This is a genomic window from Rhodopseudomonas palustris, from assembly GCF_007005445.1.
GTDB classification, from domain to species: Bacteria; Pseudomonadota; Alphaproteobacteria; order Rhizobiales; family Xanthobacteraceae; genus Rhodopseudomonas; species Rhodopseudomonas palustris_G.
Genome location: NZ_CP041387.1, coordinates 2,401,076 through 2,421,869, shown reverse-complemented (window position 1 = coordinate 2,421,869; position 20,794 = coordinate 2,401,076). Strand labels below are relative to the sequence as shown.

Here is a 20,794-nt window from a genome sequence, read left to right as displayed (position 1 = left end):
AATAAAGTCAGACTCTCCCCGTCATTGCGAGGAGCGAAGCGACGAAGCAATCCAGTTCCGTGCTCGGCATTTCTGGATTGCTTCGCTGCGCTCGCAATGACGGATCGAAAGGCCTGGTTCAAGCGGCTGACTCAACCAGCCTTCAAATCTCACACATGCTCATAGACGGTCCGGCCGCCGACGATGGTGCGGGTCACCCGGCCGGAGAACCGCGCTTCGTCGAACGGCGTATTCTTGCACTTCGATTTCAGTTCGTCCGGATCGACCAGCCACGGCACGTCCGGGTCGATCACGATCAGGTCGGCCGGGCTGCCGGCGCGCAGCGTGCCGCCGGGCAGGCCGAGCAGTTCGGCGGGTCGGGTCGACATCGCGCGGATCAGGCTCAGCAGATCGAGTTCGCCGGCGTGGACCAGCCGCAGACCGGCCGGCAGCATGGTTTCCAGCCCGATCGCGCCGGCGGCTGCCTCGGCGAACGGCAGGCGTTTGACCTCGACGTCCTGCGGATTGTGGTCCGACATCACCACGTCGATCAGCCCGGAGGCCAGCGCTGCGATCAGCGCCTTGCGGTCGGCCTCGGTACGTAGCGGCGGCGCCAGCTTCAGGAAGGTGCGATACGGCCCGATGTCGTTCTCGTTCAGTGCGACATGGTTGATCGAGACCGATGCCGACACCGGCAGGCCGAGGTCACGGGCGCGCTGCATGATCTCCAGAGACTCGATGCAGCTCAGCGACGCGGCGTGGTAGCGTCCTCCGGTCAGCATCACCAGACGGATGTCGCGCTCCAGCATCACCGTTTCGGCGGCGTTGGGAATCCCGGCGAGGCCGAGCCTTGTGGCGAACTCGCCCTCGTTCATCACGCCTTCGCCGACGAGGTCGGGATCCTCGGTGTGATGCACGATCAGCGCGTCGAAATCGCGCGCGTAGGTCAGCGCCCGGCGCATCACCTGGGCGTTGGTGATGCTGAGGTCGCCGTCGCTGAACGCCACCGCGCCGGCGGCCTTCAACAGGCCGATCTCGGTCATTTCGGCGCCGGCGAGGCCCTTGGTGATCGCGGCCATCGGGTGGATGTTGACGATCGCGGTGTCGCGGGCGCGGCGCATCACGAAGTCGACCGTCGCCGAATTGTCGATCACCGGGCTGGTGTTCGGCTGGCAGACGATGGTGGTGATGCCGCCGGCGGCCGCGGCTTGGCTGGCGGACGCAAAGGTCTCGCGGTGGCTGGCGCCGGGCTCGCCGACGAAGGCGCGCATGTCGATCAGGCCGGGGGCGACCACCATGCCGGCGCAGTTGACGATGTCGGTGCCTTCGGGGACGCCGGCGGCGCCGATGCCGCGACGGGCATCGCGGATCACGCCGTCGGCGATCAGCACGTCACCGATGCCGTCGAAGTCGCGCGAGGGATCGATCAGGCGGGCGTTGGCGAGCAGGATCGGGCGGCGGTCGGTCAGCATGTTGTTTCCCGTTCCGGCATCAGGCGTTCGGCAGGTTGCGGGCGAGCGCTTCGAGCACCGCCATCCGCACCGCCACGCCCATTTCGACTTGTTCGCGGATCACCGACTGGGCGCCGTCGGCGACGATCGAGTCGATCTCGACGCCGCGGTTCATCGGGCCCGGATGCATCACCAACGCGTCCGGCTTGGCGTAGGCCAGCTTCTTCTGGTCGAGCCCGAAATAGTTGAAGTACTCGGCCGAGGACGGCACGAACGAGCCGTTCATGCGCTCGCGCTGCAGCCGCAGCATCATCACGATGTCGGCGCCGTCGAGCCCTTCGCGCATGTCGCGTGCGACCTCGACGCCGAGCCGCTCGATTCCGGCCGGCAGCAGCGTGGAGGGGGCGACGACGCGGACGCGGGCGCCCATCGTGTTCAGCAGCAGAATGTTGGAGCGGGCGACGCGCGAATGCATCACGTCACCGCAGATCGCCACCACCAGCCCTTCGAGCCGGCCCTTGTTGCGGCGGATCGTCAGCGCGTCGAGCAGCGCCTGGGTCGGATGCTCGTGGGCGCCGTCGCCGGCGTTGATCACCGAGCCGTCGACCTTGCGGGCCAGCAGTTCCACCGCGCCGGAGGCGTGATGCCGGACCACCAGGATGTCCGGGTGCATCGCGTTCAGCGTCACCGCGGTGTCCATCAGGGTCTCGCCCTTGCGCATCGACGACGACGACACGCTCATGTTCATCACGTCGGCGCCGAGGCGTTTGCCGGCGATCTCGAATGACGATTGCGTCCGGGTCGAGGCCTCGAAGAACAGATTGACCTGGGTGCGGCCGCGCAAAGAGGTGCGCTTCTTGTCGACCTGCCGGTTGAGCTCGACATACTCCTCGGAGAGGTCGAGCAGGCCGGTGATGTCGGCGGCGGAAAGCCCTTCGATTCCCAGCAGATGCCGGTGACCGAGGACGAAAGTCGATTTTGGGGCGGGGGTCATTAAAGCAAGAGCTATAGGGAGAGTTGGATAGCCGGGCAAGCGGCATCGGGGCACGGCGCGGAATAATCCCCCGGCGTTGTGGAGCAGCCGGCCTTTCGGCCGTGCGGCGTGTCACACGGGCGTGCGGTTGGTCGAAAGTCGTAAGCTCTGGTAAAGCGGTCCGGTGCCCTTCGTGCCCAGTCAGGAGCTCTCATGCCGACGCTTGCGACCGCGCTGCTCGACGCCCTCAAGGATCACGGTGCCCGGGAGATTTTCGGCATCCCCGGCGACTTCGTGCTGCCGTTCTTCAAGGTGATCGAGGAGAGCGGCACGCTGCCGTATTTCACGCTGAGCCACGAGCCGGCGGTCGGCTTTGCGGCCGACGCGGCGTCGCGCTATCGCGGCAGCATCGGCGTCGCGGTCGTGACCTACGGAGCCGGCGCGTTCAACCTCGTCAACTCGGTCGCCGGCGCCTATGCGGAGCGCTCGCCGGTGGTGGTGATCGCAGGCGCGCCCGGCGCGCGCGAGCGCACCAGCGGCTATCTGCTGCATCATCAGGTGCGGACCGTCGACACCCAGCTTGCGGTATTCAAGGAAGTCACCTGCGATCAGGCGGTGCTGACCGATCCGGCGACCGCACCGGCCGAGATCGCGCGAGTGCTGCGCAGCGCGCTCGAACTGTCGCTGCCGGTTTATATCGAGTTCCCGCGCGACATGGTCGACGCCAAGGTCGACCCGGTGCCGAAGCTGCCGCGGCGCGAGGCCGATGCCGGGGCGCGCGACGAATGCGCCGAGGAAATTCTGGCGCGGATCGCCAACGCGAAGTCGCCGGTGATGGTGGTGGACGTCGAGATCCGCCGCTACGGCGTCGAGCAGCAGGTGGGGGCGCTCGCCCGCAAGCTCGGCCTGCCGGTGGTGACGACATTCATGGGCCGCGGCCTGCTCGAAGGCGACGACGATGTGGTGGCCGGCACCTATCTCGGCGCCGCCGGCGATCCCGACCTGTCGGCGCTGGTCGAGGGGGCCGACCTGGTGCTGATGTTCGGCGTGATCCTGTCCGATACCAACTTCGCGCTGTCGTCGAACATGACCGATCCGCGCCGGACCGTGCTGGCGACCGGGCGCGAGGTGCAGATCGGCCACCACGTCTATCGCGACCTGCCGCTGGCCGATCTGATCGCCGGTCTCGATGCCAACGCCGCGCAGCATCCGCCGCGGCCGCGCAACGCCGGCAAGGGGATGGCCTATCCACGTGGGCTGGCCCTCGACCCTTCGCCGATCGCGCCGTCGGACATCGCCACCGCGATCAACGATCTGTTCGACCGCCACGGCAAGATGCCGATGACCGCCGACATCGGCGACTGCCTGTTCACCGCGATGGAGATCGACAACACTGCCCTGGCGGCCCCGGGATACTACGCGGGCATGGGGTTCGGCGTGCCCGCCGGCATCGGCGTCGCCGCGACCGGCTTGCGGCCGCTGATCCTGGTCGGCGACGGCGCGTTCCAGATGACCGGCTGGGAGCTCGGCAACTGCAAGCGCTACGGGCTCGATCCGATCGTGGTGTTGTTCAACAATTGCAGTTGGGAAATGCTGCGGGTGTTCCAGCCGGAGTCGAAGTTCAACGATCTCGACGACTGGCATTTCGCCGATATCGCCAAATCGATCGGCGGGGTCGGCGAGCGGGTGGCGACGCGGGCTGAACTCGCGGCGGCGCTGCAGCGCGCGGTCGAGCGGCGAGGGGTATTTTCGCTGATCGAAGTGATGCTGCCGCGCGGCGCCACCTCCCATACGCTGGCGCGGTTCGTCACCGGCTTCAAGGCGGCGCGCGAACGGATGAAGTGAGCGGGGCGGCGATCCGGCGTGTCCTCGCGGCGGTTTTCTGCGTAACATGCGCGCGAATCCGCACCGCTCCAGGACCGACATGACGCAGCCTTCCTTCGCCACCCACGAGGTGTTCAACCAGTCGCCGCCGCTCCCGGACCTCGACTTGTTCGGCGCCGACCGGCCGCTGCTCGAGGCGGTTACCTTCAACCAGGGCGCCAATGCTCATGTCGAGCTCGAAGCCTTCGGCAAGGCGTGGGGCACCACCGAGATGGCCGAGCGCGGCCGGCTCGCCAACGAATACACCCCGAAGCTGAAGACCTTCGACGCCAAGGGGGTGCGCCGCGATCAGGTCGAATTCCATCCGTCCTATCACGAACTGATGGCCGAGAGCTTCAAGGCCGGCCTGCACAACTCGACCTGGGACGCGCACGGCAAGCCCGCCGGCCATGCGTCGGAAGTGGTGCGTGCCGCGAAGTTCTACATGGCCGCTCAGGTCGAGACCGGCCATCTCTGTCCGGTGACGATGACACGCGCGTCGGTGGCAGCGCTGGGTGCGCAGCCGGACCTGCTGGCGCAGGTGATGCCGGTGCTCGGCACCCGTCAGTACGATCAGAGCTTCGCGCCATGGACCGCCAAGCGCGGCATGAGCATCGGTATGGGGATGACCGAGAAGCAGGGCGGCACCGACGTGCGCACCAATGCGACGCGCGCGTTTCGGGATGGCGACGCGTACCGCATCGTCGGCCACAAATGGTTCATGTCGGCGCCGATGTGCGACGCCTTTCTGGTGTTGGCGCAGGCCGACGAGGGGCTGAGCTGTTTCTTCATGCCGCGCTTTGCGCCCGACGGCTCGGTCAACGAGATTCGCTTCCAGCGGCTCAAGGACAAGCTCGGCAACCGCTCCAACGCGTCGTCGGAAGTCGAGTTCACCGGCGCCTATGCGCTGCCGGTCGGTGAGCCCGGCCGAGGCGTGCGCACCATCATCCAGATGGTGCAGCTCACGCGGCAGGATTGCGCGATTGCGTCCGCCGGCCTGATGCGGTCGTCGCTCGCCCATGCGTTGCATCACACCCGCCATCGCACCGTGTTCCAGAAGCGTCTCGCCGATCATTCGCTGATGGTCTCGGTGCTCGCCGACATGGCGCTGCAGGTCGAGGCTTCGGTGGCGCTGGTGATGCGGCTGTGCCGCGCATTCGACGAGGCGCCGAACGATCCGCTCGAAGCCGCCTATATGCGGCTGCTGACCCCGGCGGTGAAATACTGGATCTGCAAGTCAGCGCCGCCGTTTGTCTACGAAGCGATGGAGTGCCTCGGCGGCAACGGCTATGTCGAGGACGGCATCCTGGCGCGGCACTATCGCGAGGCGCCGGTCAATGCGATCTGGGAAGGCTCGGGCAATGTGATGTGCCTCGACGTGCTGCGGGCGATGTCGCGCGAGAGCGATGCCGGCACCGAGGTGTTGCAGGCGCTGATCCAGGACACCTCGGCGCTCACCGGAGGGCCGGCGGCGGCCGGCCTGATCGCCCGCGCGCTGCTGCAGGTCGACAACGAGCGCACCGCGCGGCTCGCCGTGGAAATGCTGGCCAAGCTCGCCGCCGCCGCCGCGCTGAACGAAATCCACCCGCCGCACGCCGAACTGTTCGCCCGCACCCGCCTGGTGCCGGAGCCGGCGAGCCTTTACGGCGCCGCCGATATCCCGACCGAGATAGCCAAGGGATTGTTGGGGCGCGTGCTGCCGGAGATGTGAGGCGGCTGGCGCATCAATCCCGTCATTGTGAGCGAAGCGAAGAAATCCAGAGACACGGTGCACTGAGTTTCTGGATCGCTTCGTCGCTTCGCTCGTCGCGATGACGGAGTTCGACGCTCGCTCAACCGACCGCTTCGCCTTCCGAGAAGTACCAGCGGCCTCGAACCTTGCGGAATTGCGAGCGCTCGTGATGGCTCTGCTCGGGGCCGCCGCCGCGGCGGAAGCGGGCGATGAACTCGACGGTGCCGCGGCTGCCTTTCTCGCTGCTACCGAGTACCCGTAGTTCGAGGAAGTCCGACTCTTCCATCCAGGCGCGGTTGACGTCGTGGTCGAACAGATCGCGCCGCTCCGGATCGGTGGTCTCGATGATGTAGTCGAAGTCTTTCAGCGCGTAGGCCGCGTAGCGCGACCGCATCAGCGCTTCCGGCGAGGCCGCAGGCCGGGTCCGGGCGAGCAGGGGACCGCAGCACTCATCGTAAGTCTTTCCCGAGCCGCAGACGCAATTCATTGGATCGTTCCCGTCGCTGGTCACTCGGCGCGGCGCAGCGCCGCGAGCCGGTCGAGCGCGCCCTGCAGGATGAAGATCGCCGCGTGCTCGTCAATGACCTTGGCGCGTTTCGCCCGGCTGACGTCATTGGCGATCAGCTCGCGCTCGACCGCGGCGGTCGACAGTCGTTCGTCCCACAGTCCGATCGGCAGTTCGGTGAGCTTGGCGAGGTTGCGGGCGAAGGCGCGGGTCGACTGCGCCCGTGGTCCCTCGCTGCCGTCCATGTTGAGCGGCAGGCCGAGCACGAAGCCGCAGGCGGTGCGCTCGGCCGCCAGCGCCAGCAGCCGGGCCGCATCCGCGGTGAAAGCCTTGCGGGCGATGGTCTCGACGCCGGTGGCGAGCTTGCGGTCGGGATCGGACGCGGCGACGCCGATCGTCTTGGTGCCGAGGTCGAGCCCGAGCAGGGCACCGCGCGCCGGCCAATGCGCGGCGGCTTCGATCAGGGGAAGGATCAGGGCAGGCATGATGCCCGCATAGCACGCGGGATCGATGCCGCGCAAAGCCGGTTGCGGCGCGGCTTTGGTCTAAGTCCGCGCCGCTCTCTTCAGTTCACCGGATCGCGACCGGGTTGATCATGCTCTGTACCGCGCCCTTGAAGCGGGGCTGGCCGAGCACGAACATGAACTCGTAGGCCTTGTCGCGGGCGAGATCGGCCGTGTTCATGTTTTCCAGAATGTAGGTGCCGTTCATCGGCAGCAGGATCTGGTGCACCTCGAACACGTTCTTGCTCTCGAACGGAATGACCTCGAGGCCCCAGGTGTCGGCGCCGACCGCGACCACGCCCTTCGAGGCCAGATACTTCGCGCCCTCGACCCCGAGACCGGGCTCGCCGCTGTTGTAGCGCTTGTCGTCCTTGCCGATCAGGCTGACCCAGCCGGTGTGAAACAGCACGACGTCGCCCTGACGGATCTCGACGCCCTGCTTCTTGGCGACCTCCTCGATCTCCTTGACGTTGAAGGCGGTGCCTTCCTTGACCACGTCGGTGCCGAAATGCGCCGCCATGTCGAGCAGCACGCCGCGCGTCACCATCGGCGGGACTTTGTCGATGCCGAGCTTCTTCAGGCCCGTGGCATCGCCGAAATCCGCGATCTTGTTGCCGTTGTAGTAGACGTGCTCGACGCCGATATGCCCCAGCCCGTCGATCTGGCTGCCGACCCCGACCCAGCCCTCGATGATGTCGTCGTTGTAGGTGGTCTTGCTCGGGCCCATGCCGGAATTGCCGGCCTGACCGGGCTGCACCACGGTGATCTTGAAACCTCGCGGCGGATAGGCGGGCGTCTTGGTGTCGACCGGAATGCCGAGGGCATAGACCTTGCCGGTCTTCACCAGTTGCGACGCCTTCAGCGCCAATTCGGGTGTCAGGTAGTTGGCCGCCCCGATCTCGTCGTCGGGGCCCCATTTCGATTTGGTCCAATCCTGGGCGAAAGCGGGTGACGCAGCAGTAACGGCTGCGACCGCGCAGCCGAGTAGCATGGCTTTCAGCATGGCGAGTTCTCCCTATGTTTTTTTGTGTCGTGCTGGTCGCGACCGCGGATAGTTCCTGCGCCCGCGACCGACGCGATCATCCGTCCGAAACCGGGCCGGCGCCATCGCCGCGGTGAGGCGCGGCCAACGGCGATGGCGCTACAAAACGCCGCAGAGCAGACCGGGCCGCCGGGGCATCCGTGTCGGCGAAATCCGGTTCCGACGGGCGGGGGCGGACGGCGGAACGGCCATGGAAGCGGGCCCGACTGCATGCTAAAGGGCCACTGGCGGGCAACGAGGCAGCGCCAATCCCCCTCCCATCGCGAGAGCCTGATCATGTGGCCGGATCGCCGTCTCCTCGACCTGTTCGGTATTGAATTTCCAATTTTGCTCGCTCCGATGGCTGGCGCGATGGATGCGGAGCTCGCCGTTGCGGCGGCGCGAGGCGGGGCGCTGGCGTCGCTGCCGTGCGCGATGCTGACGCCGGAGAAGACACGCGAGCAGGTCGGGATCTTCCGGCAGCAAATCGCCGCGCCGATCAATCTGAACTTCTTCTGCCATCAGCAGGTGACGCCGGATGCGGCGCGCGAGCAGGTCTGGCGGCAGCGGTTGACGCGATACTTCGCCGAACTCGGGCTCGATCCGGCGATGCCGGCGCCGGCAGCGAGCCGGGCGCCGTTCGACGCGGCTATGTGCGCGCTGGTCGAGGAACTGAAGCCCGAGATCGTCAGCTTCCATTTCGGTCTTCCTGAGAATGCGCTGCTCGATCGGGTCAAGGCGGCCGGCGCCAAGGTGATCGCCTCGGCCACGATTGTGCGCGAGGCGATCTGGCTGGAGGAGCACGGCGTCGATGCGGTGATCGTGCAGGGCGCCGAAGCCGGCGGCCATCGCGGCATGTTCATGACCGACGATATCGCGCGGCAGCCGGGACTGTTCGCGCTGCTGCCGCAGGTGGCCGATGCGGTGCGGGTGCCGGTGATCGCGGCCGGCGGCATCGCCGATGGTCGCGGCATCGCGGCGGCGTTCGCGCTCGGCGCCGCCGGCGTGCAGGTCGGCACCGCGTATCTGCGTTGCCCGGAAGCGCGGACCAGCGCGCTGGTGCGGATGCAACTGGCGCAGGGCACCGACGAGGCGACGATGATCACAAATGTGATGACCGGGCGTCCGGCGCGCGGCGTCGCCAATCGTCTGATGCGCGAGGTCGGTCCGGTGTCGCCGGATGCACCGGCGTTCCCGCACGCAGCTTCCGCGCTCGGCCCGCTGAAGGCGGCGGCGGAGCAGCACGGCAAAACCGACTTCACCAATCTGTGGGCCGGGCAGGCGGTGCGGCTCGGCCGCGACATGCCGGCAGCAGAACTCACCCGGGCGCTGGCCGGCTCGGCGGTGGCACAGCTCGGCCGGCTCGTCGGCTGAGATCGGTCTCGCCGCTCCGAGGTTGCGGGCTAAAACCCGGCTCTGCTATACGGCGGAGGTCGCCACCTCGCAGAAAGGCCCTATATAATGTCGGTCGATGCCGCCACCGTTCGCCGCATCGCGCATTTGGCGCGGATCGCCGTGACCGACGACGAGGTGCCGCATCTGCAAGGCGAACTCAACGCGATGCTGGCGTTCGTCGAACAGCTTTCGGAAGTCGATGTCGAAGGCGTCGAGCCGATGACCTCGGTGACGCCGATGCAGATGAAGAAGCGCGCCGACGTGGTCGATGACGGCGAGATCACCGATCAGGTGGTCGCGAACGCCCCATCGACCGAGGATCACTTCTTCCTGGTGCCGAAGGTGGTCGAATAAAGGACGCGCCGATGTGCCTGCTGTGCGACGACGAGAAGGCCTACCAGGCCTATTTGGACTACCTCGACGCAATGGGGCGGCAGGGCAAGGTCGTCGACGCCGACAAGGCGATGGAGGCCGTGCTCGACCAGTTGCAGGCCGCCGACAAGGCCCGGCGCGATGCGCCCGAGAACGACAAGACGCTGTCGCCGTTCTTCTGCAGCCCGGTCAATAAGTGAGGCTCAGGCCTTCTTGAGCTTCCGCACCCGACGCAGGTCGGCATTGATCTGCGACTGCCAGCCGCGGCCGAGGGCGCGATAGGCGTCCAGCACGTCGGCATCCAGCCGCAGCGTCACCGAATTTTTCGGCTGTGCTCCCAGCGGCGGACGGCCCCGGCGGACGATCTTGCCACCGACGCGATACACCGCACGATCAAGCATCTCATCGGTCAGTTCCGGCGCATCGTCGGGGTCGACCCACGGCTTACGTTTGCCTGAATCGCTCGCGGAGCTTTTTCGCTTCTCCGGCATGGCAGTACCTCATTGAAATGATGTGGCGGTCTTCGCCACGCGCCGTCCAAACCATCATCACCGGTCGGCCATTCAGCCATCCTGCGGTGATCTGCCTGAGTTCGCCGTGCCCCGTCTGCTCGCTGTCGAATGTGGCCGAATCTCCGGCGAACACCTTCTCCGCGTCGGTGGCGAAGTCGATCCCGCGCTCCCGCAGGGTCACCTCGCGTTTAGCCGATCAAACGTGATCGCCATTGAATTATGTAACTACAATAATCTTGCCGTCAATGGCCCGACTGTAGCCGTGGCGTCGAGATCGGCGCAATCGCTTCATTTCCCGGAGGCGCTGTGCTAGCCAGCGCTGCAACAGAGCCGCACGATCCGCGGCGCCCGTGACCGGCCTGTCGCCGGCTTTTATCCAGGCGTGCCCTGAACCATGACCGACCTGACATCGCTGACGCTGGCCGAGGCCCGCGATGGCCTCGCAAACAAGTCCTTCACCGCGCTCGAGCTGACCGACGCCCACCTTGCCGCGATCGAGGCGGCGCGCGCACTCAATGCCTATGTGCTGGAGACGCCGGATCAGGCGCGACAGATGGCGCAGGCCGCGGACGCGCAGATCGCCAAGGGCGAGGGCGGTCCGCTGGCCGGCATCCCGCTCGGCATCAAGGATCTGTTCGCCACCAGGGGCGAACGCACCACCGCTTGCTCGAAGATCCTCGGCGATTTCAAGCCGACCTACGAGTCGACGGTGACGTCGCAGCTCTGGCGCGATGGCGCGGTGCTGCTCGGCAAGCTCAACAACGACGAGTTCGCGATGGGCTCGTCGAACGAGACCTCGTGCTTCGGTCCCGTCGTCAATCCGTGGCGGCGCGCGGGCTCGGAAGCCAAGCTGGTGCCGGGCGGCTCGTCGGGCGGTTCTGCGGCGGCGGTCGCAGCCGGCCTTTGCCTCGGTGCCACGGCCACCGACACCGGTGGTTCCATCCGCCAGCCTGCGGCGTTCACCGGCACGGTCGGCATCAAGCCGACCTACGGCCGCTGCTCGCGCTGGGGCATCGTCGCGTTCGCGTCCTCGCTCGACCAGGCCGGACCGATCGCCCGCACGGTGCGCGACAGCGCGATCCTGCTGCGCTCGATGGCCGGCCATGATCCGAAGGACACCACCTCGGTCGATCGCCCGGTGCCGAACTACGAGGCTGCCGTCGGCGGCTCGGTGAAGGGCATGAAGATCGGCATTCCGAAGGAGTATCGGCTCGACGGCATGCCGGCCGAGATCGAGAAGCTGTGGAGCCAGGGCGCCGAGTGGCTGAAGGCCGCGGGCGCCGAGCTGGTCGAGGTGTCGCTGCCGCACACCAAATACGCGCTGCCGGCTTACTACATCGTGGCGCCGGCCGAGGCCTCGTCCAACCTCGCCCGTTACGACGGCGTCCGTTACGGCGCCCGCGTCGGCGGCCGCAACATCGTCGAGATGTACGAGAACACCCGCGCCGCCGGCTTCGGCGCCGAGGTCAAGCGCCGCATCATGATCGGCACTTACGTGCTTTCGGCGGGCTATTACGACGCCTATTATCTCCGTGCCCAAAAAGTCCGCACGCTGATCAAGCGCGACTTCGAGCAATGCTTCGATCAAGGCGTCTCCGCGATCCTGACCCCGGCGACGCCGTCGGCGGCGTTCGGCATCGGCGAGAAAGGCGGCGCCGATCCGGTCGAGATGTATCTCAACGACATCTTCACCGTGACGGTGAACATGGCGGGCCTTCCCGGCATCGCGGTTCCGGCGGGCAGCGACTCGCAAGGATTGCCGCTCGGCCTGCAACTGATCGGCCGGCCGTTCGACGAGGACACCTTGTTCTCGCTCGGCGAGGTGATCGAGCAGTCGGCCGGACGGTTCACGCCGACGAAATGGTGGGCATGAGCCCGGCGTCGCGGGGCGGGTTTCGGATTGCGTTTGTGGGCTCCGTTAGCCATTCTCGGCCGGGGTAGGGTTGTTGAATGAGCGCTGACGACGGCGAACTTCCACCGCAAGGTGTCGATCAGATCCTCGGGTCGCCAAAGATCGCCGCGGCGATCGAGAACGATCGCTACAAGCACCTGCTCGACAACGTACCGGTGGCGATCGCGGTGTCGCAGGGCTGCGGTGCGGACCAACGGGTCGTCTATATCAATCAAGCCTTCGAGCTGCTCACCTCGCTGTCGACAGCGGACGTCAACGGCAATGGCTGGTCGTGCCTCGACGGCTTCACAGACCAGGACAATGCCGGCCGCTCGCTCGGCGACGCGATCCGAGACAGCGAGGATTTCCTCGGTGTCTTCCGCAAGATCGCGCCTTCCGATCGTTTGCTGATCGTCCAGGCCTATGCGGCCGTGATCGAGAGCGAAGACGGCGTCGAAAGCTATCGGATTGCGGCGCTGGTCGACGTCGGCGGACGCGAGCGGGCCCAGATCGAGCGGTTCGAAAGTCAGATCCGCGAGCGCGACACCCTGATGCGCGAATTGCAGCATCGGGTGAAGAATAATCTGCAACTGATCACTGCGCTGGTCCGGCTCGAGGCGCGCTCGGCCGCGGAAGGCGAGACCGTCGCGCTGGCGCGGCTCGCCAGCCGGATCGATGCGCTGACGGCGCTGTACCGGGTGTTGTCGGACGAGACCCCGAGCGCCGACGGCGGTCAGATCGATCTCGGGCAGTATCTGTCCGACATCGCCAATGCGGTGATCCGCGCCAATGCCGCCGGCGGGATCAATTGCGAGGTCAATGCCGGCTATTGCCCGCTGTCGGTCAACATCGCGATGCCGGCCGGGCTACTGGTCAACGAGATGCTGACCAACGCGCTGAAATACGCCTTCGTCGGCCGCGACGGCGGACGGATCAAGGTGATCTGCGGCGTCGATAAGGGCCGTGTGACGATCGTGGTGTCCGACGACGGCGTCGGCCTGCCCGAAGGGCAGCATTGGCCGTCGCCGCGCAAGCTGGGTGCGCTGATCCTGCAGACGCTGAAGGAGAACGCCCGCAACGTCAGTTTCGAGGCTCGCAGCATTCGCGGCCAGGGCGCGTTCTTCACCATCGGCTTCGACGCCCCGGTGCCGCCTGCTGCGAACTGACCGCGCCGACGGCGGCTGCCTTGCTCGCGCCATAAGCCCGGCACCAGCTTCCGCCAGGCCGACATCGTTAAGCGCGCCTGAACTATTGCAGCCGATGGTTCAGGCAATGTCACTGCCGTCCATTCAACCGGTACCCCTGCGATGATGTCGTGGCGCGATCGTCTCCTGTCCGCTGCGGCGGCCTGCGTTCTGCTCGCCGGCTGCGCCTCGGTCCACAACCTTCCGGTCAACCTGCCGCTCGACGGCGCGGTTGCCGACAGGGTCGTGTCCGATGTCGGGATGCGTAGCGAAGACGCGATGATCGGCCTGTCGTTCTCGGGCGGCGGGACCCGGGCGGCTGCGTTTTCGTTCGGCGTGCTGTCTGAAATGGAGCGCGTACCGCTGCACGGGGCGCGCTCGGCGATGCTGGATCGCGTCGCCTTCGTGTCGGGCGTGTCCGGCGGCTCGGTCACTGCGGCGTATTTCGGCCTGAAGGGGCGCGACGCGCTGAGCGATTTCCGGGAGCGCTTCCTGCTGCGGAATGCCGAGGAGGGGCTCGAAACCACGCTGTCGCTCGGCACGATCGGCAAGGCGTTTACCGGCGGTATCAACGACTCCGTCGGCTTCACCCGCTGGCTCGATGCGCATCTGTTCGAGGGCGCGACCTTCGCAAGGCTGCGCGCCGGCGACCGGCCGATGGTGTGGATCAATGCTTCCGACATCTACAATCGCGTGCCGTTCGTATTCAACAGCACTGCGTTCTCGGCGATCTGCAGCGACCTCGACGCCTATCCGCTGTCCAGCGCAGTCGCGGCCTCGGCGGCGGTGCCGCTCGCCTTTGCGCCCGCCGTGATGCAGGCGTTCCCCGGCGCGTGTAACACCCCGTTGCCGCGCTGGGTTCGCCGCGCCGCGACCGAAGGCAATTCCTCGCCGATGCTGAGTTCCTACGCCAAGGCGGTACTGCGCTATCGTGAGGGCGCTGTGCCGTTCATCAAGCTGCTCGACGGCGGACTGATCGACAATTACGGCGTCTCGGCGCTGACGATCGCGCGCGAGTCGTCGGAGACGCCTTACGGTCCCTTGACGCCGCAGCAGGCGGTCAAGCTGCGGCGGCTGATGATGCTGGTGGTCGACGCCAAGACCGGCGTGTCCGGCAACTGGGTCGACACCGTCGAAGGTCCGAGCGGCGTCGAACTGATCAAAGCGGCGGTCGACACCACGATGGATGCCAGTGTCGGCGCCAGCTACACGGCGTTCGATCGGACCATGTCGGACTGGCGCGACAAGCTGGTGCGATGGCGCTGCGGCCTGTCGGCGGCGGATCGCGCCCGCTACGGCGCCGGCCCCGGATGGGATTGTCGCGATCTGCGGTTCTTCGTCGGCCGGCTGGCGTTCGATCAGCTCGAGCCGGGGCGTGCCGCTACGCTGGAGCGGATCGCCACCCGGTTCGTGCTGCCGCCGCAGCAGGTCGACGAGCTGATCTCGGCCGGCCGCGACGTGCTGCGGCAGAGCCCGGTCTTCCGCGCCTTCGCCGCCAGCCTTTAGCCCGCCGCTACGATCGGTCGGTCGCGACGGCGCGTGCCTTGCGCCGGTTGCAGGGGTTTTCTCCGCGCCCGGAGCGGAGTAGAAACCGGCTTATGAACGCACCTGTCAAACTTTCGAAGCTCATCAAGGGCGCCACCGGCGATTGGGAAGTCGTGATCGGGCTGGAGATCCACGCCCAGGTCTCATCCCACGCCAAGCTGTTTTCCGGCGCGGCTACCGCGTTCGGCGGCGAGCAGAACAGCCACGTCTCGCTGGTCGACGCCGCGATGCCGGGCATGCTGCCGGTGATCAACGAGGAATGCGTCCGTCAGGCGATCCGCTCCGGCCTCGGCCTGAACGCGAAGATCAACCTGCGCTCGGTGTTCGACCGCAAGAACTATTTCTATCCGGACCTGCCGCAGGGCTACCAGATCAGCCAGTACAAATCGCCGATCGTCGGCGAGGGCGAGGTCGTGGTCGACCTGCCGGACGGCGACAGCATCACGGTCGGCATCGAGCGGCTGCATCTGGAACAGGACGCCGGCAAGTTGCTGCACGACCAGCATCCGACATCGACGTTCGTCGATCTCAACCGGTCGGGCGTCGCGCTGATGGAGATCGTCTCCAAGCCGGACATCCGTTCGTCCGAGCAGGCCAAGGCCTACGTGTCGAAGCTGCGCACCATCCTCCGCTATCTCGGAACCTGCGACGGCGACATGGAGAAGGGCAGCCTGCGCGCCGACGTCAACGTCTCGGTGCGCCGGCCCGGCGAGCCCTACGGCACCCGCTGCGAGATCAAGAACGTCAACTCGATCCGGTTCATCGGTCAGGCGATCGAATACGAAGCGCGCCGCCAGATCGGCATTCTGGAAGACGGCGGAACGATCGATCAGGAAACCCGGCTGTTCGACGCCAACAAGGGCGAGACCCGGTCGATGCGGTCGAAGGAAGAGGCGCACGACTATCGCTACTTCCCCGATCCGGATCTGCTGCCGCTGGAGTTCTCGCAAGCCTATGTCGACGAGTTGAAGTCCGGCCTGCCGGAATTGCCCGACGCGAAGAAGGCCCGGTTTATCCGCGATTTCGGGCTGTCGGCCGAGGACGCCGGCGTGCTGGTCAGCGAGCGCGAGAGCGCCGAGTTCTACGAGGCGGTGCTGGCGCAGCTCGGGGATCAGGCTCGCGACGGCAAGCTCGCCGCCAACTGGGTGATCAACGAGCTGTTCGGCCGCCTTAACAAGGACGGTCAGTCGATTGAGTCCTCGCCGGTGTCGGCAGCGCAACTCGCCGCGATCGTCGAGCTGATCGGCGAGGGCACCATTTCGGGCAAGATCGCCAAGGAGCTGTTCGAGATCGTCTGGACCGAAGGCGGCGATCCGCGCACGCTGGTGGAACAGCGCGGCATGAAGCAGGTCACCGATTTGTCGGCGATCGAGAAGGTCGTTGACGACATCGTGGCGGCTAATCCCGACAAGGTGGCACAGGTCGCCGCCAAGCCGGCGATGCTCGGCTGGTTCGTCGGCCAGGTGATGAAATCATCCGGCGGCAAGGCCAATCCGCAGGCCGTCAACGATCTGCTGAAGCGCAAGCTCGGCCTCTGAGCCACGGCTTTCGTCGTCTCGCGCCGGCGGAAGCGACCACGCTTCGTGCATGCGCAGCCACGTCGGCGATCGCGAATCAGCCGCACCCCCTCGCGCAGAAACCCCTGTGCCGGAGCGTCCGAACGCTCCGGCACGCCATTGCGCGCGAAAATTTTTTCGTTGCCAAAGATCGCGACTCAGAGTCCTCCGACGACCGCGCTCGTTCGACTCGGCGCTCCGCGCGCTTCGGCAAAGTAGTTAGTTAGCTCGATCGGTGATTTGCAAAAAATGCTGCGGCACAGTCGTTTTCTGCGATCTTGACAAATGCCGATGCAGATTTTCCGCGCATTACTCGGCTCGTCCGATCGATCCGAGGGCGCCTCCTTCGCCGAGACCGCCTGTGCGCGAGGGACAACTCCCATCAACTCTTCCTTAAGCGGGACACTGTTTTTTTCAAAGCGTTGGTGTATTCGGGAATTAGTGCATCTCGATTCCCGAGTGCACGCAGCAGCAATCGAGCGATCTGATTTGATCGGAGGGCACCATGGCCAAGAAAGCAGTGAAGAAGGCGGCGACGAAGAAAGCGGCGCCGAAGAAGGCGAAGGCCGCGAAGAGCGCGGTGAAGAAGACCGCGAAGAAGACCACCAAGAAGGTCGCCAAGAAGGCCGCCAAGAAGAAGTAAGCTCGCTTCCGAGCGAGTGCCGGCGGGAGACTGCCGGCTGCGTCACAGGACGGGCTGTTCGCCGAGCGACACGAGCCTGGACCTAGTCGACGAGAGGGTGTCGGCGAGACATCAGGTCAGACGGCCGGATCCGGCAGCGGCGGGGATCACCCAGCCGGCGATGGACCCGGTAGAAGAAACGGTTTTTCTTCGAACGGTGCGGATGCAAAGGTCCGCAGTTTCATGGGCGGCGAGCCGCGTGTGAGATCTGATCCTGACGTGTTCGCCGACGCCCTCGTTGTTTGTGGGGCTATCGCCCCTGTGCCGGCCGGGTCCGGCTTTCCCTTAGTTCCTCACATCCGGTCTCGATGTCGTCGGAGTTCCGATCGGCGTCGCGGTTGCCGCTCCGCGACAGCGGCCGGGCGCGCCGGTTTCCCCAGGCGGTTGGGGCGATGGTTATCGGTTCGCCAAGCCGGACGGTAAACCGTCCCTCACCGAATTCTGAAAACCGCTGCGGCACAGTCGTTTTTTGAATCGGCTGGAATCGGGCGTCGAAGCGCGTTCAGAATTCGTTCAGCGCGACGCTTAAACTGCTCTTCAAATTTGATCGGTCATCATCGCTCCATAACGCGCCGGGTCACGGCGGTGGGGACGACGAACAGAGGACAGGAGCCGCCCTCGAACTCGGCGGCGAACGATGGAGAGCAAAGATGCTGCAGGGACATCTGAATATCGAAACCGCGATGCCGATCGAAGCCGTCGAGAATCCGGACGTGCTGTTCGATCTCGGCCTGCTGTTCGCCTCGGGCCGCGGCGCGCCGGTCGACCTGGTGGCGGCGCACAAATGGTTCAATCTGGCTGCGCTCAAGGGGCGGACCGACGCGATCGCCTATCGCCGTGAACTCGCCGAACTGATGTCGTCGGACGAGATCGCCGTCGCCCAGCGCGAGGCCCGCGCCTGGATCGCCTCGCACTAACCGCTCGGCTTTCGGCTTCGCGCGGTCACGCAGGACCGCGCTGGTTCACCGAACCTCGATGCCGGCGGCGCGGATCACCTCCGCCCACGTTCGTTTCTCGTCGGTGATGTTCTGTCGCAGTGCCTCGGGCGTCGAGGAGGCCGGCTGCATCATCTGGGTGTTCAGCTTCGTGATCACCGCAGGGTCGGCGAGCGCGTCGGCCACCTCCCGGTTGATCACGGCGATCAGTGCGGGCGCAGTGCCGCCCGGCGCGATCAGCGCATTCCAGGCGTCGGATTGCACGTCGATGCCGCTTTCCTTCAGGGTGGGAATTTCGGGCAGGAACGGCGACCGTTCCGGCGTCGTCACCGCCAGGATTTTCGCCGCACCTGACGCCTGCTGCGGCGCCACCGATATCGCCGGCAGGCACGCCGCCTGCACGTCGCCGCGGATCAGTGCAGTCACTGCGTTCGGCGAGCCGGCGTAGGGGATGTGCAGCATCTTCACGCCTGCCTTCTGGGCGATCGCTTCCATGCAGAGCTGCGACAGCGAGCCGGCGCCGATCGAGGCGTAGGCGAAGCCGCCTTTGTCGCTCTTCACCTTGGCGAGAAACTCGCCGACGCTGCCGATGCCCGCCGTCGCCGGCACCGCAAGCACACTCGGCATTCGGGTCAGCATCGTCACCGGGGCGAGGTCGCGCTCCGGATCGTAGGGCAGCTTCGGAAACAGCAGCGTGTTGATCGCGAGCGGCCCGGCGATCGAGATCCCGAGCGTGGCACCGTCGGCAGGAGCCTTTGCGACGGCATCTGTGCCGAGGTTGCCGGAGGCGCCCGGCTTGTTCTCGACCACGAAGGCGGAGCCGGGATGGCGCGCATGAAGCTGGTCGGCGAGCACGCGGCCGACCAGATCCGGCGTCGACCCAGCGGCGAACGGCACTACGATCCGCACCGTCTTCGGCGGCCACGTCGGCCCCTGCGGATCAGCCCGGGCGGGCGCAGCCGATCCTGCCAGCGCCAGCCACGCCAGCGCGTAGATCCAGCTTCGTCCGGGTTTCGTTCGCGTCATTTGCATCCGTCCCAAAAACAATGATACCCGAACAGGTCAGCGCGCGTGCCGACGGCATCCGTCCGACGCGACGGCGCGGACCATAGTGGGATCCGAAGGCTGCGGAAACCGCCGCGTGCGTGCGGGCGAGGGGGTGGCGTGATGGGACTTGCGTTGATGATCGTCGGCTTGGTGCTGTTCATCGGCACCCATGTCGTCACTACCCAGCGTGACCTGCGCGGCCGTTTGATCGGAATCGGCGGCGAGGCGGTCTACAAGATCGCCTACGCGATCCTCGCGATCGTGGGCATCGGCCTGATCGCTTACGGCTTCGGCGCGTATCGGTCGGACGGCATGATCGACGTCTGGCATCCGCCGCATTGGACCCGGCACCTCACCGCGCTGCTGATGCTGCCGGTGGCGATCCTGCTGGTGGCGGCCTATGCCCGCGGCCGGATCTATCGCGTCGTCAAGCATCCGATGATCACCGCGGTCAAGCTCTGGGCGGTCGCGCATCTGATCAGCAACGGCGACCTCGGCTCGATCATCCTGTTCGGCTCGTTGCTCGGCTGGGCCGTGTATGATCGCATCTCGCTCAAGCACCGCAGCGATCCCGGTGGTCCGCCGATTCCGGTCGGCGGTCCGAAGAACGACGCGATCGCGATCGGCGTCGGCGCCGTCGTCTACGCAGCGCTCGCATTTCTGTTCCACCCTTACGTGATCGGCGTCCCGGTCTTCGGAGCCTGACCCTCAATGTCTGTCCAATCGCAAATCCGGCGGAAGACCGCCCCGGACATTCGTGCCCGGAAGGGCGGCGACCCGATCGTGATGCTGACCTCGTATCACGCCCATACCGCATCGCTGGTCGATCGCTATTGCGACGCCATTCTGGTCGGCGACTCGCTCGGCAACGTCATGCATGGGTTCGAGACCACCGTGCCGGTCACCCTCGAGATGATGATCCTGCAGGGCCATGCGGTGATGCGCGGCTCCCAGCATGCGCTGGTCGTGGTCGACATGCCGTTCGGCTCGTATGAAGCGTCGAAGGAGCAGGCCTTCCACTCCGCCGCGCGCATCCTGAAAGAGACGCATTGCGGCGCCGTGAAACTCGAAGGCGGGGTGCGGATGGCCGAGACGATCGCGTTCCTCACCGAGCGCGGCATCCCGGTGATGGGCCACATCGGCCTGACGCCGCAGTCGATCAACACCCTCGGATCGTTCCGCGCGCAGGGGCGCGAGGAGGGGAGCTGGGCACCGATCGAGGCCGACGCCAGGGCGGTCGCCGACGCCGGCGCATTCTCGGTCGTGGTCGAGGCGGTCGCCGAACCGCTCGGCCGCAAGATCACCGAGACGATTTCGATCCCGACCATCGGCATCGGCGCCAGCCCGGCCTGCGATGGTCAGGTGCTGGTGCTCGAAGACATGCTCGGCCTGTCGCCGAAGCCGCCGAAATTCGTCAAGCGCTATGGCGAGCTTGGCCCCGGCATCGAGGCGGCGATCAAGGGCTATGCCGAGGAGGTGCGGTCGCGGGCCTTCCCCGGACCGGAGCACGTCTACGGAATGAAATCGAAGGCGTGACGAAATCGGCTGGGCGGGCAGGTCTCTCAGGGGTATCCCCTTGAGAGGGCTCGCTTTGCCTTGCCAGCGCCATAACGCTAGGGTATCGCCCGCGCGACTGCGAGGGACGGGC

At 66.4% G+C, this 20,794-nt stretch carries 21 protein-coding genes; 13 read left to right on the top strand and 8 right to left on the bottom strand.

Annotated elements, in window-relative coordinates:
- Window positions 1-149: 149 nt before the first annotated feature.
- Together FLL57_RS11025 and FLL57_RS11020 are read right to left on the bottom strand one after the other, a co-directional pair.
- Entirely contained in the window at window positions 150-1,451 is a 1,302-nt protein-coding gene (locus FLL57_RS11025; RefSeq protein WP_047309158.1) for a dihydroorotase, read from the bottom strand.
- Window positions 1,452-1,470: 19 nt separating this feature from the next.
- Window positions 1,471-2,424: an aspartate carbamoyltransferase catalytic subunit gene (locus FLL57_RS11020; RefSeq protein WP_013502029.1), complete on the bottom strand. Its 954-nt coding sequence runs from the start codon at window positions 2,422-2,424 to the stop codon at window positions 1,471-1,473.
- Window positions 2,425-2,616: 192 nt separating this feature from the next.
- Between FLL57_RS11020 and ipdC the strand changes: the two genes are divergently transcribed.
- Both ipdC and FLL57_RS11010 read left to right on the top strand, forming a co-directional pair.
- Entirely contained in the window at window positions 2,617-4,248 is a 1,632-nt protein-coding gene (gene ipdC, locus FLL57_RS11015) for an indolepyruvate/phenylpyruvate decarboxylase (protein WP_142882910.1), read from the top strand.
- A 79-nt stretch (window positions 4,249-4,327) separates the two neighbouring features.
- Entirely contained in the window at window positions 4,328-5,977 is a 1,650-nt protein-coding gene (locus FLL57_RS11010; RefSeq protein WP_013502031.1) for an acyl-CoA dehydrogenase family protein, read from the top strand.
- Between the two features lie 121 nt (window positions 5,978-6,098).
- On the opposite strand, the gene FLL57_RS11005 is transcribed toward FLL57_RS11010, so the two are convergent.
- From FLL57_RS11005 to FLL57_RS10995, 3 genes are all read right to left on the bottom strand, one after another.
- Complete coding sequence (locus tag FLL57_RS11005; protein ID WP_142882909.1) at window positions 6,099-6,485, bottom strand: YchJ family protein; 387 nt, start codon at window positions 6,483-6,485, stop codon at window positions 6,099-6,101.
- A 20-nt stretch (window positions 6,486-6,505) separates the two neighbouring features.
- Window positions 6,506-6,988, bottom strand: a complete 483-nt coding sequence (ruvX, locus tag FLL57_RS11000) for a Holliday junction resolvase RuvX (protein WP_142882908.1) — start codon at window positions 6,986-6,988, stop codon at window positions 6,506-6,508.
- Window positions 6,989-7,073: 85 nt separating this feature from the next.
- Window positions 7,074-8,009 (bottom strand): cyclase family protein, encoded by a 936-nt coding sequence (locus FLL57_RS10995; protein ID WP_013502034.1) that lies wholly within the window; start codon window positions 8,007-8,009, stop codon window positions 7,074-7,076.
- A gap of 315 nt (window positions 8,010-8,324) precedes the next feature.
- On the opposite strand from FLL57_RS10995, the gene FLL57_RS10990 reads away from it, so the two are divergent.
- The 3 genes from FLL57_RS10990 to FLL57_RS10980 all read left to right on the top strand — a co-directional run bounded on the left by FLL57_RS10990 (window position 8,325) and on the right by FLL57_RS10980 (window position 9,994).
- Window positions 8,325-9,401 carry an NAD(P)H-dependent flavin oxidoreductase gene (locus FLL57_RS10990; protein WP_013502035.1) on the top strand — a complete coding sequence of 359 codons (1,077 nt, stop codon included), beginning with the start codon at window positions 8,325-8,327 and terminating at the stop codon, window positions 9,399-9,401.
- A gap of 87 nt (window positions 9,402-9,488) precedes the next feature.
- Window positions 9,489-9,776, top strand: coding sequence for an Asp-tRNA(Asn)/Glu-tRNA(Gln) amidotransferase subunit GatC (gene gatC, locus FLL57_RS10985; RefSeq protein WP_013502036.1), 288 nt, complete (start codon window positions 9,489-9,491; stop codon window positions 9,774-9,776).
- An 11-nt stretch (window positions 9,777-9,787) separates the two neighbouring features.
- The gene (locus FLL57_RS10980; protein ID WP_013502037.1) at window positions 9,788-9,994 is read left to right on the top strand and encodes a hypothetical protein; all 207 of its coding nucleotides are present in this window, start codon (window positions 9,788-9,790) and stop codon (window positions 9,992-9,994) included.
- 3 nt (window positions 9,995-9,997) lie between these two features.
- On the opposite strand, the gene FLL57_RS10975 is transcribed toward FLL57_RS10980, so the two are convergent.
- Both FLL57_RS10975 and FLL57_RS10970 read right to left on the bottom strand, forming a co-directional pair.
- The gene (locus FLL57_RS10975; protein WP_013502038.1) at window positions 9,998-10,285 is read right to left on the bottom strand and encodes a BrnA antitoxin family protein; all 288 of its coding nucleotides are present in this window, start codon (window positions 10,283-10,285) and stop codon (window positions 9,998-10,000) included.
- Complete coding sequence (locus FLL57_RS10970) at window positions 10,239-10,439, bottom strand: BrnT family toxin (protein ID WP_349627481.1); 201 nt, start codon at window positions 10,437-10,439, stop codon at window positions 10,239-10,241. Before FLL57_RS10970 ends, FLL57_RS10975 begins: the two co-directional genes overlap by 47 nt.
- A 261-nt stretch (window positions 10,440-10,700) precedes the next feature.
- Between FLL57_RS10970 and gatA the strand changes: the two genes are divergently transcribed.
- The 6 genes from gatA to FLL57_RS10940 all read left to right on the top strand — a co-directional run bounded on the left by gatA (window position 10,701) and on the right by FLL57_RS10940 (window position 18,081).
- Window positions 10,701-12,179 carry an Asp-tRNA(Asn)/Glu-tRNA(Gln) amidotransferase subunit GatA gene (gene gatA / locus FLL57_RS10965; protein WP_013502039.1) on the top strand — a complete coding sequence of 493 codons (1,479 nt, stop codon included), beginning with the start codon at window positions 10,701-10,703 and terminating at the stop codon, window positions 12,177-12,179.
- Between the two features lie 77 nt (window positions 12,180-12,256).
- The gene (locus FLL57_RS10960; RefSeq protein ID WP_013502040.1) at window positions 12,257-13,363 is read left to right on the top strand and encodes a sensor histidine kinase; all 1,107 of its coding nucleotides are present in this window, start codon (window positions 12,257-12,259) and stop codon (window positions 13,361-13,363) included.
- 141 nt (window positions 13,364-13,504) lie between these two features.
- On the top strand, window positions 13,505-14,887 hold the full coding sequence (locus FLL57_RS10955; protein ID WP_142882907.1) for a patatin-like phospholipase family protein: 1,383 nt from the start codon (window positions 13,505-13,507) through the stop codon (window positions 14,885-14,887).
- Between the two features lie 92 nt (window positions 14,888-14,979).
- On the top strand, window positions 14,980-16,464 hold the full coding sequence (gatB, locus tag FLL57_RS10950) for an Asp-tRNA(Asn)/Glu-tRNA(Gln) amidotransferase subunit GatB (protein WP_047309150.1): 1,485 nt from the start codon (window positions 14,980-14,982) through the stop codon (window positions 16,462-16,464).
- A gap of 523 nt (window positions 16,465-16,987) precedes the next feature.
- The gene (locus FLL57_RS10945) at window positions 16,988-17,125 is read left to right on the top strand and encodes a hypothetical protein (RefSeq protein ID WP_013502043.1); all 138 of its coding nucleotides are present in this window, start codon (window positions 16,988-16,990) and stop codon (window positions 17,123-17,125) included.
- Between the two features lie 689 nt (window positions 17,126-17,814).
- Window positions 17,815-18,081 (top strand): sel1 repeat family protein, encoded by a 267-nt coding sequence (locus FLL57_RS10940; protein WP_142882906.1) that lies wholly within the window; start codon window positions 17,815-17,817, stop codon window positions 18,079-18,081.
- Between the two features lie 45 nt (window positions 18,082-18,126).
- Here the strand turns inward: FLL57_RS10940 and FLL57_RS10935 are convergent, their stop codons facing one another.
- Window positions 18,127-19,125: a Bug family tripartite tricarboxylate transporter substrate binding protein gene (locus FLL57_RS10935; protein WP_142882905.1), complete on the bottom strand. Its 999-nt coding sequence runs from the start codon at window positions 19,123-19,125 to the stop codon at window positions 18,127-18,129.
- A gap of 141 nt (window positions 19,126-19,266) precedes the next feature.
- On the opposite strand from FLL57_RS10935, the gene FLL57_RS10930 reads away from it, so the two are divergent.
- Both FLL57_RS10930 and panB read left to right on the top strand, forming a co-directional pair.
- On the top strand, window positions 19,267-19,851 hold the full coding sequence (locus FLL57_RS10930) for an NnrU family protein (protein ID WP_142882904.1): 585 nt from the start codon (window positions 19,267-19,269) through the stop codon (window positions 19,849-19,851).
- 6 nt (window positions 19,852-19,857) lie between these two features.
- A complete protein-coding gene (panB, locus tag FLL57_RS10925; protein ID WP_013502047.1) occupies window positions 19,858-20,682 on the top strand; it encodes a 3-methyl-2-oxobutanoate hydroxymethyltransferase in 825 nt (274 codons plus the stop codon).
- The last annotated feature ends 112 nt before the right edge of the window (window positions 20,683-20,794 follow it).

Excerpts from the sequence above, each read along its gene's own strand:
- FLL57_RS11025 (WP_047309158.1), bottom strand. The coding sequence starts at position 1,451 with ATGCTGACCGACCGCCGCCCGATCCTGCTCGCCAACGCCCGCCTGATC.
- FLL57_RS11020 (WP_013502029.1), bottom strand. The coding sequence starts at position 2,424 with ATGACCCCCGCCCCAAAATCGACTTTCGTCCTCGGTCACCGGCATCTG.
- ipdC (WP_142882910.1), top strand. The coding sequence starts at position 2,617 with ATGCCGACGCTTGCGACCGCGCTGCTCGACGCCCTCAAGGATCACGGT.
- FLL57_RS11010 (WP_013502031.1), top strand. The coding sequence starts at position 4,328 with ATGACGCAGCCTTCCTTCGCCACCCACGAGGTGTTCAACCAGTCGCCG.
- FLL57_RS11005 (WP_142882909.1), bottom strand. The coding sequence starts at position 6,485 with ATGAATTGCGTCTGCGGCTCGGGAAAGACTTACGATGAGTGCTGCGGT.
- ruvX (WP_142882908.1), bottom strand. The coding sequence starts at position 6,988 with ATGCCTGCCCTGATCCTTCCCCTGATCGAAGCCGCCGCGCATTGGCCG.
- FLL57_RS10995 (WP_013502034.1), bottom strand. The coding sequence starts at position 8,009 with ATGCTGAAAGCCATGCTACTCGGCTGCGCGGTCGCAGCCGTTACTGCT.
- FLL57_RS10990 (WP_013502035.1), top strand. The coding sequence starts at position 8,325 with ATGTGGCCGGATCGCCGTCTCCTCGACCTGTTCGGTATTGAATTTCCA.
- gatC (WP_013502036.1), top strand. The coding sequence starts at position 9,489 with ATGTCGGTCGATGCCGCCACCGTTCGCCGCATCGCGCATTTGGCGCGG.
- FLL57_RS10980 (WP_013502037.1), top strand. The coding sequence starts at position 9,788 with ATGTGCCTGCTGTGCGACGACGAGAAGGCCTACCAGGCCTATTTGGAC.
- FLL57_RS10975 (WP_013502038.1), bottom strand. The coding sequence starts at position 10,285 with ATGCCGGAGAAGCGAAAAAGCTCCGCGAGCGATTCAGGCAAACGTAAG.
- gatA (WP_013502039.1), top strand. The coding sequence starts at position 10,701 with ATGACCGACCTGACATCGCTGACGCTGGCCGAGGCCCGCGATGGCCTC.
- FLL57_RS10960 (WP_013502040.1), top strand. The coding sequence starts at position 12,257 with ATGAGCGCTGACGACGGCGAACTTCCACCGCAAGGTGTCGATCAGATC.
- FLL57_RS10955 (WP_142882907.1), top strand. The coding sequence starts at position 13,505 with ATGATGTCGTGGCGCGATCGTCTCCTGTCCGCTGCGGCGGCCTGCGTT.
- gatB (WP_047309150.1), top strand. The coding sequence starts at position 14,980 with ATGAACGCACCTGTCAAACTTTCGAAGCTCATCAAGGGCGCCACCGGC.
- FLL57_RS10945 (WP_013502043.1), top strand. The coding sequence starts at position 16,988 with ATGGCCAAGAAAGCAGTGAAGAAGGCGGCGACGAAGAAAGCGGCGCCG.
- FLL57_RS10940 (WP_142882906.1), top strand. The coding sequence starts at position 17,815 with ATGCTGCAGGGACATCTGAATATCGAAACCGCGATGCCGATCGAAGCC.
- FLL57_RS10935 (WP_142882905.1), bottom strand. The coding sequence starts at position 19,125 with ATGACGCGAACGAAACCCGGACGAAGCTGGATCTACGCGCTGGCGTGG.
- FLL57_RS10930 (WP_142882904.1), top strand. The coding sequence starts at position 19,267 with ATGGGACTTGCGTTGATGATCGTCGGCTTGGTGCTGTTCATCGGCACC.
- panB (WP_013502047.1), top strand. The coding sequence starts at position 19,858 with ATGTCTGTCCAATCGCAAATCCGGCGGAAGACCGCCCCGGACATTCGT.